This is a genomic window from Natronospirillum operosum, assembly GCF_004768465.1.
GTDB lineage: Bacteria > Pseudomonadota > Gammaproteobacteria > Pseudomonadales > Natronospirillaceae > Natronospirillum > Natronospirillum operosum.
This window is the reverse complement of record NZ_SRMF01000002.1, coordinates 296688-309017: the sequence shown is the minus strand read 5'-3', so window position 1 is coordinate 309017 and position 12330 is coordinate 296688. Positions and strand designations below refer to the sequence as shown.

The 12330-nt window shown below is 56.2% G+C and carries 14 protein-coding genes; 6 read left to right on the top strand and 8 right to left on the bottom strand.

The genetic code is table 11. From position 1 onward, the window contains the following. The first annotated feature begins 130 nt into the window (after window positions 1-130). Both E4656_RS07870 and E4656_RS07865 read left to right on the top strand, forming a co-directional pair. On the top strand, window positions 131-1273 hold the full coding sequence (locus E4656_RS07870) for a sensor histidine kinase (RefSeq protein WP_167855979.1): 1143 nt from the start codon (window positions 131-133) through the stop codon (window positions 1271-1273). Continuing rightward, a complete protein-coding gene (locus tag E4656_RS07865; RefSeq protein WP_135482653.1) occupies window positions 1251-1934 on the top strand; it encodes a response regulator transcription factor in 684 nt (227 codons plus the stop codon). The genes E4656_RS07870 and E4656_RS07865 overlap by 23 nt, the downstream gene beginning before the upstream one ends. A 12-nt stretch (window positions 1935-1946) precedes the next feature. Here E4656_RS07865 and E4656_RS07860 read toward each other — a convergent pair whose 3' ends face one another. The 3 genes from E4656_RS07860 to E4656_RS07850 form a co-directional block, all read right to left on the bottom strand. Beyond that, on the bottom strand, window positions 1947-3272 hold the full coding sequence (locus E4656_RS07860; RefSeq protein ID WP_135482652.1) for a TrkH family potassium uptake protein: 1326 nt from the start codon (window positions 3270-3272) through the stop codon (window positions 1947-1949). Then, window positions 3251-3910, bottom strand: a complete 660-nt coding sequence (locus E4656_RS07855; protein WP_135482651.1) for a potassium channel family protein — start codon at window positions 3908-3910, stop codon at window positions 3251-3253. The genes E4656_RS07860 and E4656_RS07855 overlap by 22 nt, the downstream gene beginning before the upstream one ends. A 445-nt stretch (window positions 3911-4355) precedes the next feature. Beyond that, on the bottom strand, window positions 4356-5309 hold the full coding sequence (locus E4656_RS07850; RefSeq protein ID WP_135482650.1) for a WD40/YVTN/BNR-like repeat-containing protein: 954 nt from the start codon (window positions 5307-5309) through the stop codon (window positions 4356-4358). 174 nt (window positions 5310-5483) lie between these two features. Here E4656_RS07850 and E4656_RS07845 point away from each other — a divergent pair, with 174 nt between their 5' ends. The 3 genes from E4656_RS07845 (at window position 5484) to E4656_RS07835 (ending at window position 7762) form a co-directional block, all read left to right on the top strand. Next, the gene (locus tag E4656_RS07845; RefSeq protein ID WP_167855978.1) at window positions 5484-6224 is read left to right on the top strand and encodes an SCO family protein; all 741 of its coding nucleotides are present in this window, start codon (window positions 5484-5486) and stop codon (window positions 6222-6224) included. A 9-nt stretch (window positions 6225-6233) separates the two neighbouring features. Beyond that, on the top strand, window positions 6234-6986 hold the full coding sequence (locus E4656_RS07840) for a cytochrome c biogenesis CcdA family protein (RefSeq protein ID WP_135482648.1): 753 nt from the start codon (window positions 6234-6236) through the stop codon (window positions 6984-6986). Window positions 6987-7138: 152 nt separating this feature from the next. After that, window positions 7139-7762: a DUF2269 family protein gene (locus E4656_RS07835; protein WP_205849146.1), complete on the top strand. Its 624-nt coding sequence runs from the start codon at window positions 7139-7141 to the stop codon at window positions 7760-7762. Window positions 7763-7813: 51 nt separating this feature from the next. Here E4656_RS07835 and E4656_RS20475 read toward each other — a convergent pair whose 3' ends face one another. The 5 genes from E4656_RS20475 to E4656_RS07810 form a co-directional block, all read right to left on the bottom strand. Then, window positions 7814-7972, bottom strand: a complete 159-nt coding sequence (locus E4656_RS20475) for a hypothetical protein (protein WP_240753931.1) — start codon at window positions 7970-7972, stop codon at window positions 7814-7816. Between the two features lie 242 nt (window positions 7973-8214). Continuing rightward, window positions 8215-8436: a hypothetical protein gene (locus tag E4656_RS07825; protein WP_135482646.1), complete on the bottom strand. Its 222-nt coding sequence runs from the start codon at window positions 8434-8436 to the stop codon at window positions 8215-8217. Between the two features lie 195 nt (window positions 8437-8631). Continuing rightward, window positions 8632-9039, bottom strand: a complete 408-nt coding sequence (locus E4656_RS07820; protein ID WP_135482645.1) for a heavy metal-responsive transcriptional regulator — start codon at window positions 9037-9039, stop codon at window positions 8632-8634. Window positions 9040-9448: 409 nt separating this feature from the next. Further along, on the bottom strand, window positions 9449-10024 hold the full coding sequence (locus E4656_RS07815) for a hypothetical protein (protein ID WP_135482644.1): 576 nt from the start codon (window positions 10022-10024) through the stop codon (window positions 9449-9451). After that, window positions 10021-11079, bottom strand: a complete 1059-nt coding sequence (locus E4656_RS07810) for a DUF3179 domain-containing protein (protein ID WP_135482643.1) — start codon at window positions 11077-11079, stop codon at window positions 10021-10023. Before E4656_RS07810 ends, E4656_RS07815 begins: the two co-directional genes overlap by 4 nt. Before the next feature lie 113 nt (window positions 11080-11192). On the opposite strand from E4656_RS07810, the gene E4656_RS07805 reads away from it, so the two are divergent. Continuing rightward, on the top strand, window positions 11193-12326 hold the full coding sequence (locus tag E4656_RS07805; protein ID WP_135482642.1) for a phosphatidate phosphatase App1 family protein: 1134 nt from the start codon (window positions 11193-11195) through the stop codon (window positions 12324-12326). Window positions 12327-12330: the final 4 nt, after the last annotated feature.

Genomic DNA, 12330 nt, shown 5'->3' with positions numbered 1-12330 from the left:
CCATAGAGACCAGTAGGTAGAAGCGAAGGGACACTAGCTGCCAGACTTAGTTCAAACCACCCTCAAAGGCCTCGATAGGTGCTAATCTCTCCTATCAATGATGAATTCCTGTAGAGTGTCGCCTGTCCTCATGAATCTGGCCTCGAAACTGACAGCCAAGCGATGTGTTGAGTATGTGGTCGCAACGGTACTGCCGATACTTGTTGCCAGCATGCTGTATTGGGTGCTGACAGAGGCTCAGTATCCCATTGCACTCATGGCACTGTTGCTTTGTAGTGTGTGGTCGGCAACTTACGGTTCTTTGGGCTCGGCGTTGGTTGCCGCATCGGTTAGCTTCCTGAGTTTCAATTTCTTCTTCACAGCACCCCAGTTCACTCTGGTTATGGACGACTTGAACGACTGGGCTCTGGCAATCACACTTTTGATAGTCGCCGCCTTGATCGGGCTGCAAACTGAGCAGTTGCGTCGCAAGTTGATTGACGATGCACAGGCTCGTGCGGAAATCGAACGAATCACGCACGAAAAGGATCGCGAATTATTGCGAACTGCGTTGATGTCTTCTTTGTCGCATGATCTTAAAACTCCCCTGGCTACGATGATTGGTGCCACTTCAAGCGTTCGGGAGCTGCGGGATGATCTGACGCCGGCTGAGCAGGATGAGCTACTGGACTCGGTTCTATCAGAGGCAAGACGGCTGGACCGGTATATCAGAAACCTGCTGGACATGACACGGTTGGGGCACGGTGATTTGAGCCTGGATCGACAGGAGATTGCCCTGGCCGATCTCTTGGCATCGGTGGCGCAACGCGTGAAGAAAGCCTGGCCAGGTTGCGACCTTCGTGTCAGAGCAACAGAGGCATCCTATATCGTTGAAGTCCATCCTGCGCTTGTGGGGCAGGCACTATTCAATCTGGTGGATAATGCAGTCAAGTTTTCCGGTGTGGAAAAACCCGTATTCATAAATACCAGGTTCGACGAGGGTGATGTGGTCATTGATATTGTAGACCATGGCCCTGGCATACCAGAAGCAGACCGTGATGCAGCATTCGATTTTTTCAACACCCTTGGCCGAGGTGATCATCATGCCGCCGGTGAAGGGCTCGGTTTGGCCATAGCGAAGGGTATGATCAGTGCTCATGGCGGCAGCATAATGATTATGGATCCGGTCTCGATCAGCAGGGGCACTTGTGTGCGAATACGACTGCCTGCCAGCGCTTCAACATTGCCAGACCACGACCGTCAGGAAAGCCATGGCCCGCATTCTGATCATTGATGACGAACCACAGATCATTCGGTTCCTCTCCATCAGTCTGACTTCTCAGGGGTATGACATCGTGTCCGCCGGCTCAGGCGAAGAAGGAATCGCCCAGGCCGGCCTGGCCTCACCCGACCTGATCATTTTGGACCTGGGCCTGCCCGACCTGGACGGTCAACATGTGTTGCGGGAAATACGCGGCTTTACTCGAACGCCCGTGATCGTTCTGTCGGTGCGGGAAAGCGAACAGGACAAGGTAACCGCTCTGGACCAGGGTGCAAATGACTATGTGGTTAAACCATTCAGTGTGCGCGAATTACTGGCCCGAATCAGGAGGCTGCTGGAGTCGTTGGCTGCAACCCGGACAACAGACCGAATAACAGTGGGTGAGTTGGAGATTGACCTGACTCGCCACCAGGTGAGACTGGAAGGTGTGCCGTTGAAACTCTCGCGCAAGGAATTCGCTCTGCTGGTGAAATTGGCAGAACACTCAGGACAGTTGGTTACACAAAGCCAGTTGTTGAAGTCGATTTGGGGTGCTCATCGAGCCCAGCCGCATTACCTCAGGATTCTGGTGACTCGATTGCGCGCCAAGTTGGGGGATGAGGCCACTCAGCCGCGTTTTATCGAGAACGAGCCGGGCGTCGGTTATCGGCTGAAGACATCAGGATCTGACTAACCCGTTGGGCTTTCAGCCCAGCGCCACATAGCCCCCGGCATGACGGATGGGGCGATCGGGACGACCGGCCAGAGCACTGAACAACAGTACCGGCGAAACCTTCCCAATCAGCATCACCAGAATGACCAATACCTTGCCTGCCTCTGACAACTCCCCGGTGGCACCGAGTGACAATCCCACTGTGCCCAGAGCGGAAACTGCCTCAAAAATCACCACTAGTCCGGGCTGCTCTGGCTCCAGCGTCAACAGCGCCAGACTGATGACCGTCAGAAGCGCCAGGGTCAGAACCAGAATACCCGAGGCTCGCAACAGGTGATTGACGTCCAGAGAACGTCCCAGCAGGCGCGTGGTGTGCCGGCCCTGCAAGGCCGCTACCAGCCCGGACAGCAACAGAACAAAGGTGGTCAGGCGAATACCACCCGCCGTTGAGCCCGGTCCGGCACCGATGACCATATTGACCATCATGAAGGTAAGGCTGGCGTCACTCAGGCTGTCCAGATTCATACTGTTGAACCCGGCCGTGCGTGTCGTGGCTGCCTGGAAGAATGCCTGTGTGAAGCGTTCCATACCCTGACCCAAGCTACCGTTGTGCCGTTCAAACAACATGATCAACAGTGTACCCAGAGCCAGCATCGCGATACTGCCGTAGACCATGATACGGGTGTGAATGCTCCATTTTCGATCTTTGCTGAGTACCTCCAGGGTGACGATGAAACCCAGTCCACCGGTGATAAAAGCAAAGGCATGTATCCAGGCGACGGGCTGTCCGCCAGCAGCGGTGACGAGAGAGTCGGAAAACAAGGCGAACCCCGCATTGTTGTACGCCGAATTTGCGTGAAACACCGAGCGCCACAAGCCGTCCTGCCAGCCATAGGCCGGTACCCAGAAAACGGACAGCGCCAACGCTGTGAAGACAACCATGAGTGCTGTCAGAATTAAGGCAAAACGCAGAATGGAAAAGAGGTTAAGGCCACTGTCGGTGAAACCGGTCACGCCCAGAGTGGCCTGCTGTCGCAATGACAACAGGTGTTGTTTGCCCAGCAAGGTCAAGGAACCGATCAGCATGTAACCCAGGCCACCTACCTGGATCAGCAGAGCGATAACCAACTGACCGAAGAATGAGAAGTCGGACCCGGTGTCCAGCGTGACCAGCCCGGTTACCGTGATTGCCGATGCCGCAGTGAAGAACAGATCAAGCAGATGGAAATCTCCCGTCCGGCTGATTGGCAAGGCCAGTAACAGGGTTCCTGTGAAGGCACCCAGGAAAAAGAATTTGAGCAGTATGCCGCCGGCTGAATCGAGGGGACGATATCGCGTTACGACATGAATGACAGCCATGAGGCCTCCGCAGACGACTGGCTCAATACCAGGATGCGATCACCGGGATACAGGCAGTCAGGCAAAGCCGTTGTTTGAGTAAAAGACGATTCTGTTTTGCGTTTGATCGCCAGCAACTGATGATGTTTACGACCCAGTTTCGAAGCGATGGCGCTTCTGTCCATACGGTTGATGATCTGGATTTCTGCCACGAACTGGTCTGCTCCCAGAAGCATTTGCTGCATCATGTCCGGAAAATGGATGGTGCGTCCGGCTCGCCGCGCCATTTCCTCCTCCGGGCTGATGACTTTTTGTACTCCCAGACGAGACATCAGGGCTGCATGATATTTGTCCTGTACCTTGCACCAGAGTGTCCTCACACCCGCCTCTTGCAAATGTATGACGGTCATCATGCTATTCTTGATATCGCTACCGATGGCGACCACCACAGTACTGAACTGTTGCCAGTCGATAGCATTTATGGCTTTCGGATCCGTACAGTCTGCGATGATCGCCTCGCCGACAGAATCGGCGATATCATTCACCTTGGTTTCATTGCTATCGACGGCCAGTACCTCGACACCATTGGCCTGTGCTTCTTGAGCCAGGGTAGCTCCAAAGCGGCCCAGTCCAATTACGGCAATACGCTGCTTTCCCATTTTTCCGTCCTGATTGAGTAATCAATGAACTCTATCAGTGTATTTGGCATGGGACCGCTACAAAGCAGCCGTCTGGTGTAACATCAGAGTAACAATTTCACTACTAAGTGAGGTGGGCCCCATCAGTTGGACTGGACCAACCCCGTTACGATCCTGAATCGCCGGGATCCCTTTGACCATGCAGACTTCCAAGAGTGGCATTAGCTCAAGATGAGAATTTTCACGCGGTACGGTGGCCGCATCAGAGCTTGGGCAACCAGACACCCGATGAAGTCTATTAAAGTGGCCAGGGTGGTGGAGCGTCAGTGCCGGACCACTTCAGTACGCGCAAGGCAACGCCGGAACATGAGCAATCAGGGCAGCGCTGTGCAGCTGCAACCATGACCGAGGCACTAACTTAAACTCATGCATTTTTTGTCTTGACCATGAGGTCCACTATAAACCTTCACGGCCAATTGACACCGAGAAGTTTTTTCCAGTTTCGGCCCTGGTCATTGGACTGATAAACTTGGTCGCCCGTTGTGGCGAGAAATACCCGGTTCGCGTCATCGGGATCAAACACAAACTGGAAAACCGCTTCTCCATTTGCCAGCTCAAGGCCTGCGCTTGCGGACTCCCAGGTTGAGCCAGCGTCAACGGACCGGGCAACACCGTAATGCTGGGTATGGGCAATCAGTACCTGTCCATCATTCGGGGCTACACCCGCACTGACGACCGCGCCGGCACGGCCGTCGGTTACCTCTGTCCAGTGATCCCCTTGATCGTCTGACCTCATAAGGCCCTCTGGCGTGCCGGCATAAATCCGATTCGGATCATGGGGGTCGGCGTGCAGGCACGGCACGCCCCAGCAATAACCTTGTCCTGGCAACCCCTCAGCAGTGGCATAACTCCAGCTTTCGGCACCGTCAAGGCTGCGATATAAACGCCCCCGAAAGGCACCGTAAAGTATACCGGCATCGGCAGCGCTGATCGTCATGCTGTGGAAGTCTACAGTTCCGCCCTGCAAGCCAGTGAACACCTGTTCGTATGTCTTTCCCCCATCGCTTGATTTCATGACCCCCATGTTGCCGCCACGACGAGGGTGGCCGCTGGTATAAATGACATCAGGGTCATGGGGATGCAGAGAGAAGCCCATAAAATCATCCCGGCTAGCTCCCAATTGATAAAGCTCTGAATTCTGCAGCACAAATATCCCGAAATGAGTCGCTAGGAACAGGCTTTGCTGGGCCGGGTGAAAACCTAGCCCATGGATATGGTTTTGCTCATATTCATAGTAGATGGATTCTACCGGAGACATTGGCTCGGAAGACGCTTGCTCTAGACTGCCAAAGACCCAAGCGCCTCCAAACGCCAATGCAGCCACTCCCAGCAAGGTAGAAAAATAAACAGTTTTGCGCACAACGTGTCACCCTGGGTGATAAAGTTACACGAAAAAATAACCCTTTATCCCACTATAAGGTCAAGGGCCCTCTGAATTAATCGCCAAATCTGGGGAAGATCCGACGATCAACGCTTGACCTTGAACTTGACTACAACCTTATGGTGGCCGTCTAGCCAAACCGGAGATCGAATCGTGGTTCATGAGCTTCAGGGGGATGGGTCAATACTGCTGCGCGGCATACGTACGCGAGGCGGCTGGCTGGTCGCGGTTGTGTTCTGGCTCTTATCGACAGCGGCATTTGGCCACTCGATTGAGGATGTTGAAGCAGCCCTCCATGACCGTCAGCCCCATGCCCAGTTTGTTCGTTACCCGGCGCCGGAATTCAGGCTCGCAGATGTCAATGGCGATATTGTGACGAGTGAAGATATGCGTGGCCAGGTGGTCATATTGAACTTCATTTACACCCGTTGCGATGAAGCCTGCCCGATTCACCAGCATTTGATTGGACAAGTGCAACATGCAGTCAATGCTCGGGGGCTGCATGAAGACGTCGTGTTCATCACCATTGCGACAGATACCGAAGACATCGCTTCCACGCGTCGGATTATGCGGGAAATGGGTGAGCGTTTTCGCATGGGTGATCGCAACTGGCAGTTTCTGTTCCGCCAGGAATCTGATCCGCCCGAGATAACAGGCAATTTGGCCGCAGAATACGGTGTTAGATTCGAGGTGGTTGATGAGGGGGTGCAGATGCATGGCATTGTCATCCATGTCATCGATGGCTACGGCGACATGCGAGCTCGATTTCACGGACTGCTGGCAGATACGGAACCCATGGTCTCGTATGTGACTGCACTGGTGCAGGGGCCTGAAGCAGTGCCGGTGGCGCTCCGGTACCGCTTCAGGCGGATGTTCAATTCACTTTTTGACTGACGGACTGCAATGTTTGAGATTGCCAATGTTGGCTTGCTGGCTGCCTTTTTAGGTGGTTTGATTTCCTTTCTGTCGCCTTGTGTGCTGCCGCTGGTGCCAGGCTACCTCTCGTTTATAACCGGGCAGACGATCAGACCGGCAGGCGGTGGTGCTGCGAGCTTCGACGGTGACCGACATGACGCCGTTGTGCAAGCTGCCTGGTTCATTGCCGGCTTCACGACCATCTTCATGTTACTCGGGGCGAGTGCGACCATGCTCGGCCGACTGCTGCTGTCGTACCGCTATGAAGCCCAATTTGTTGGCGGCATTGCAATCATTGTTTTTGGCTTGATGATGACCGGAATACTCCGTTTCAACTGGCTGCAACGAGAGTGGCGCTTTTTGCACAGGATCAACCTGGTCAGCGGCCGGCCCAGCACGGCTTATCTTTTGGGTGTCGCCTTTGCGGTTGGCTGGACGCCGTGTATCGGTCCTGTTCTGGGGGCCATTCTCACCGTCAGCGTATCGTCAGGCGGCGCTTCCAGCGGCCTGTTTTTGCTGGGTGTATATTCTCTTGGGTTGGCAGTGCCGTTCATGCTGACGGCTCTTTCGGTGAACAAGTTCCTGCACCACCAGAGGGTACTTCAGCGCTGGGGACGGATTTTGCACCCGGTTGCCGGGGGCATCATGATATTGATGGGCGTTATGATCATGACAGGCACAATGACAATAATGTCATTCTGGTTGCTGGATCAGTTCCCCATTCTGGAGCTCATCGGTTGAGATTGACCTGCCAAGTTTCTGGTCAAGACACTGACTCGACCTAGCCGTGAAGTTAGCTGAAGCAGCTGTAACTATGGCCAAGCTGCGAGCGGCAGAGCCACGATACCTGCGGCCACTATGTGGTTCCCCAAGAGCAGTTTAGGACTTCGAGTATGGTTTTGACTCCCGGTTATAAAAAATTCGCACTCGCTACACACCTGGTCGTCTCCCTGGGCTGGCTTGGAGGCGTACTGGTGTATTTGGCACTGGGCGTTGCTGCCGTCGCCAGCCAGAACCCAGAGACCATTCGTGCAGCCTGGATTGCCATGGAGCTGACGGGCTGGTTCGTCATTCTGCCAATGGCCGTACTAGCGCTGCTGACCGGGATTGTAATGGCGCACGGCACCCCTTGGGGACTTTACCGTCACTACTGGATCTTGATTTCTCTGTTATTGACGGGCCTTTCCATTGCCGTACTACTGGGCCACATGCCAACGGTGAGTGCCACAGCAAACCACGCACGGGACGCAAACGCTGCCCAACTCGGGGCGCTGGGGGGTGATCTTGTCCACGCTGGGCTTGCCTTCGTGGTTCTGCTGGTCATTGTGGCCCTGAACGTTTACAAACCGCCAGGTTTGACCCCTTGCGGTCGGCGCCACCGCGCAGAGCGGGGTGGCGGACCGGGCGTTATACCCCGCTGGTTAAAAGTGTCGGGGGCCATCGTTGGCATTCTTTTGTTGGCTGGGGCCTTTCTACTTGCTGGTGGTCACAGTCCCCCGTCCCAGGGACGGCCATAAAACCACAAGGCCGACACCATCGCGAAAACAAGTGCGAGTTCCCATTCGCGGTTAGGCCTGAAACCTGGATACGGCCTGTTCGGTCGCTGCTTTCTGCTCCGCTGCCTGGGGATGGGTGGATTGCTTCTCCGTCGGCGCTGCAGTAGCGGCCTGCACGTTGGAGGCTTCGCTCTGGTCGGTCGACTTGCCGCCCTTGTTTCTACACATCATGCCTACTCCCAGCCCGCACATAACGAGGCAGGGCAAAAGGCTTACCAGAATGGGGGCGATACCCAACAAAACCATCTGGTCCCAACCCATGGCAAGGCCGCCCGCTACAACCACGGCTCCCAAAAGCATCCAGCGGCGAGGCCCTTGCATCAGGCGCGCCACTCCTGTTTTCTGGTGGGTCTTGTCATCACAGCAATTCATGGCGCTTCCTCTTTCTCTCCGGCGTTTTCTTATCGTTTGGATCAATGACGGTCACTCTCGTGACCCTGTTGCATCATGTCCATCATGGCGTTGCATCGTTCCATCATTGCATTCATGTCATTCATCATGTCCTGCATCTCCATCATGCCCTGGCCTCCCATTGGTCGCTGTTGACTGCCTTCCTGTCCTACAAGGGTGCCAGCCCCAAAGGTGCTGGCGGCGATGATGACAATGACCAGTATCCAATTGCGGCGTTTGTTCATAGCATTCTCCACCCTCTCGTTGATCGCCTATCCACCAGCAGGGCAGGAAGATTGGATTTGGAGTTCAACCTGTACAGCGCAGCTGGTAGAGAAGACTACATCTTTATAGTCTGCTTAAAGGTCAAGTTCATTTGGGCTCCTGCTCCGTATCAGCCGTTTGTTGACGACGGTCGGCAGTCCGGTTCCTGTGCCATTTCATTCCTCTTTCCCCGCGATAGCCTCGATGATCGGGCAGCCCTCATGCATTGGCCCTTCTCCCGCACACTCGGCCAGCGTTTTGGACAATACGGACTCGATCCGCGAGAGATGCTTGATCTGCTCGCGGATCTTGTGCAGTTTCTCTGCGGCGATGCGCTTGGCCTGGGCACGATCGCCATTGGCATCCTGAAGCACCAGCAATTCTCGGATCTCATCAAGCGTGAAGCCCCACTGCTTGGCGTGGACGATAAACTCCAGCCTGGCTACGGCCTCCATGGGATAACGCCGATAGTTGGAATCTGTCCGCAGAGGAGCAGGCATCAATTTCTCTTTCTCATAGTATCTGATCGTTTGACTGGAGACCCCGCTGAGTCCTGAGAGCTCGCCGATACTTAGGGTTTGCATGGTTTGACCTCATGAAAGCGTCGCTAATGGACCAGTGTCCCTTAACAGAAGTTCGTAGGTTTCAGCGAGTCATACAAGGTTTCTGGCTAGGCGCAGCTCGCAGGGAATGGCCGTAGCCCTTTGCAAGAGCTGCAACACCGCCAGAGGCCTTGTATGGCTCGCCCTTCGGGAGCCTCTGTCAGACACTATTACGGCGTTGCACTCCTGGCAAATAGAACCACTATTCCCGGCGGAGTGCGCCTTGTACTAGCGCCTGACAGAGGCTCTGAAAGGCCACGAACTTCTGTTAAGGGACACTAGGTTGGTAGCTGAAAAGCAGGAGCATTCGCAACACACTAACTTTAAAACTGACTTCAAGGTCAAGTACAGTGGACCCTCAGGTCAAGGCGATGGTCCAACCAATAGGGTGTTAAATCAGGTCGAGTTTGAGACGTTCGAGATTGGTTCTCTGTGCCACCCAGACCAGAGAACCAATCAGCAGTACCAGCGCCAGCGGAATCATCCACTGCACCGCCGTGATCAGCGCAGCTGTGGCCTGTATACCCAGTACCAGCAGCAATGTGGGTGCGCAACAGGCACCACCGGCCAGCAGGGCGGGGATCAGGCCCAGCGTGCCGGTGGTGCCGTTGACTCGGCAGACGCGTGGCTGGCGCCAGGCGGTCCAGGACAGAACCAGATTCAGCCCCACCAGCAGGGAAATGAACAATCCCAGCAGCAGATTGAGCGGTGCCAGCAGCCAGGTGAACAGCGGTGTATGGATCACTGCAATGGCATCAAAGAGCAGATAGCCGGTGCGACGGAACATCAGCGCCGGATCGGCCCAAAGCATGGCAAAGTCGGTGCCGGTCGGCAGCGTCAGGTTCTGAATGGCGAACAGGAATGCCACCAGATAGACCAGCGTTACCAGAATCAGTGCAGTACGAAAGCGTCGAATCTGCAGCAGCACCAGGATGACCTGAACAGTCTGCACCAGCCAGCGCATCACCAGCCTCGCTCGCTGTCCGGATAAACCGCGTTCCAGGCAAACCAGAAGGCCTCAATGGCGATGACCGGTTCCAGCGGCAGGGCATCGGCTGCAAAGGCTTTGCCGGATGCCGACTCCAGCACCTGTCCCTCCTGCCAGGTGAAGGACTGATCGCCATCGCGAAGATAGATCCGCGCATTGCCCAGGTCGGCATCATGGACACCGACAAAGTGTTCGGTCTTGACCAGGCCCACTTCGGCAAGAACTTCCAGGTCGAAGACCACTGCCTGGTCTCTGGTGCGCGCTCCGGATACCATGTGCTTGGAATGCAGGCTGTCATCCTCGGTCATCAGCGGAAACATGACCCGGTCACTGCTGTAGTAGCCGCCGGTCGGGTTGTAGCGGCCATAGGGATCACGCCGATAGTCGCGGGCGAAACCGGTGCGGTCACTGAGCAGTTCGGTGTCGGGGTGCTGTGCATACCATTCGCCCCAGGTGGTCCAGGTGAGGTTGATCTCCTCCAGCGATTCGCCCCTGCGTTCGCCGGCTATGGCGGTCGCCGAGATCTGTGGCCAGAGGCTGCCGGTGTCCCGGTCATACATGACCAGATTGCTGTTGATCAGACGGCCGGACACACCCAGCGTGGTGCTGCCGGTCTTGAACCCCTGTGCGGTGGCGGTCAGCGGGCAGTAGGTGACGGCAATGTTCTCACCCCCAATCTCGTGATTGACGATCTCGTGCAGCACCATGATGCTGTGCGGATAGGCGCGAACCACGCCGTTGTATTCCAGCCCGATGACCCGGTCATTCGGGTCCATGCTGTGTTCGGCGGCAGCCAGAAACTGCGGTTCGTCGATGGAGGGAATGCCATCCGGCGGCGGACCACCCGACATCATGTTGTCTGCAAAGGCCTCGAGACTGTGGTGCAATACCAGAGACTGATCGTGTACCGGCAGGTTGCCTTCGCCGGTGCGCAGGCCGGAAATAGCCGGGGGGTCGGCCAGTGCGACGGTACTCATGCTCATGGCCAGCAGGGCGGCGGTATTCGGGTATCGGTTGACGGGACCGGGCAACATGGCTGTCAGACCTCGGATGATTTGAAGTTGCAGGCTTGGACCCCGTGCGGACGGAGTGGTTCCCGGATTGGTCGATTTGACAGCAATCGGTTGCTGGGCCAGCCTGTTACATCATGCGCTGTGCAATTTTCCTGTTTGTTCTGCTGGCTCTGCCTGCAGTCGTTGGGACCGAGCCCCTGGATGATTCGCCGGTTGGCGATGGCCGGCACTTCGTGACCGCCTACAACACATACGCCTATCAGGGTACCGATGCCGACGGCCAGGACGTCTGGATCGCGCCCATGCGTCTCTATGTGTACGAGCGGCGGCGGGTGACCGAGCGGGTGATGACGGCCATGGCGCGGGTCACCTTCTGGCTGAGCTCCGAAGAAGCAGGGATTTTCCGCTCCCGGATTCGGGATTTTGCCGCCGATAGTGAGTCTGGTCGGCGCCCGGAGATTCGTTTCGACAGTGACCCGGAAGCACGGATCTACAGCGTGCGGGACGCTGCAGGCAGCGCCCGGCGCAGCCGCCTCAACGGCATTGTCGATGGCCGTCTGGCTCTGCCGGCCGAGCATGCCGAAACCCTGTTGCAGGCACAGAACAGTGCAGATGGCTGGCTGACATTCACGGTGACCACCGGAGGGCGGCACCAGGGGCGGGGTCATGTGCAGTTGATCGAGCCGGAGGGGTTGTCGGTGATCTCGGATATCGACGACACGGTCAAGGTAACCGAGATACCGGCCGGCCGACGCACCGTGGTGCGCAATACCTTTTTCAAGGCCTATGAAGCTGCCCCCGGGATGGCAGAGCTCTACAGTGAGTGGGAGGATGCGACCTTTCACTACGTCTCCGGCTCACCCTGGCAGCTTTACAATGCCCTTACCGGGTTTCTGTTTTCCGAGGCGGCCGGCTTTCCGCGCGGCAGCCTGCACATGAAGAGCGTGCGCAAGAACCCGCTCAGTCTCAACACCTGGCGGGATCTGAGCGAGCTGGCCACCAACGAGAATGTTACTTTTGATCAGAAGTTGCGGCAGATTGAGCAGGTGTTGCAGCATTTCCCGCAGCGCCGGTTCATTCTGGTGGGTGATTCCGGCGAGCGAGACCCGGAGATATACAGTACCATCAGGGAGCGTTTCCCTGCTCAGGTCGAGGCGATCTATATCCGTGATGTGGTCAATGATCGCGAACTGCGGCCCGAACGGCTGAAAGGAATGACGATCATCGCTGCACCGACGGTCCTGCACCGGAGTCTGCAAATGGAATAGTGCC

What these genes read in the sequence shown, in the direction of transcription:
- E4656_RS07860 (WP_135482652.1), bottom strand. Translation starts at nt 3,272, where the DNA reads ATGGCTGTCATTCATGTCGTAACGCGATATCGTCCCCTCGATTCAGCC.
- E4656_RS07805 (WP_135482642.1), top strand. Translation starts at nt 11,193, where the DNA reads ATGCGCTGTGCAATTTTCCTGTTTGTTCTGCTGGCTCTGCCTGCAGTC.
- E4656_RS07840 (WP_135482648.1), top strand. Translation starts at nt 6,234, where the DNA reads ATGTTTGAGATTGCCAATGTTGGCTTGCTGGCTGCCTTTTTAGGTGGT.
- E4656_RS07825 (WP_135482646.1), bottom strand. Translation starts at nt 8,436, where the DNA reads ATGAACAAACGCCGCAATTGGATACTGGTCATTGTCATCATCGCCGCC.
- E4656_RS07835 (WP_205849146.1), top strand. Translation starts at nt 7,139, where the DNA reads ATGGTTTTGACTCCCGGTTATAAAAAATTCGCACTCGCTACACACCTG.
- E4656_RS20475 (WP_240753931.1), bottom strand. Translation starts at nt 7,972, where the DNA reads ATGATGTGTAGAAACAAGGGCGGCAAGTCGACCGACCAGAGCGAAGCC.
- E4656_RS07855 (WP_135482651.1), bottom strand. Translation starts at nt 3,910, where the DNA reads ATGGGAAAGCAGCGTATTGCCGTAATTGGACTGGGCCGCTTTGGAGCT.
- E4656_RS07870 (WP_167855979.1), top strand. Translation starts at nt 131, where the DNA reads ATGAATCTGGCCTCGAAACTGACAGCCAAGCGATGTGTTGAGTATGTG.
- E4656_RS07865 (WP_135482653.1), top strand. Translation starts at nt 1,251, where the DNA reads ATGGCCCGCATTCTGATCATTGATGACGAACCACAGATCATTCGGTTC.
- E4656_RS07820 (WP_135482645.1), bottom strand. Translation starts at nt 9,039, where the DNA reads ATGCAAACCCTAAGTATCGGCGAGCTCTCAGGACTCAGCGGGGTCTCC.
- E4656_RS07810 (WP_135482643.1), bottom strand. Translation starts at nt 11,079, where the DNA reads ATGTTGCCCGGTCCCGTCAACCGATACCCGAATACCGCCGCCCTGCTG.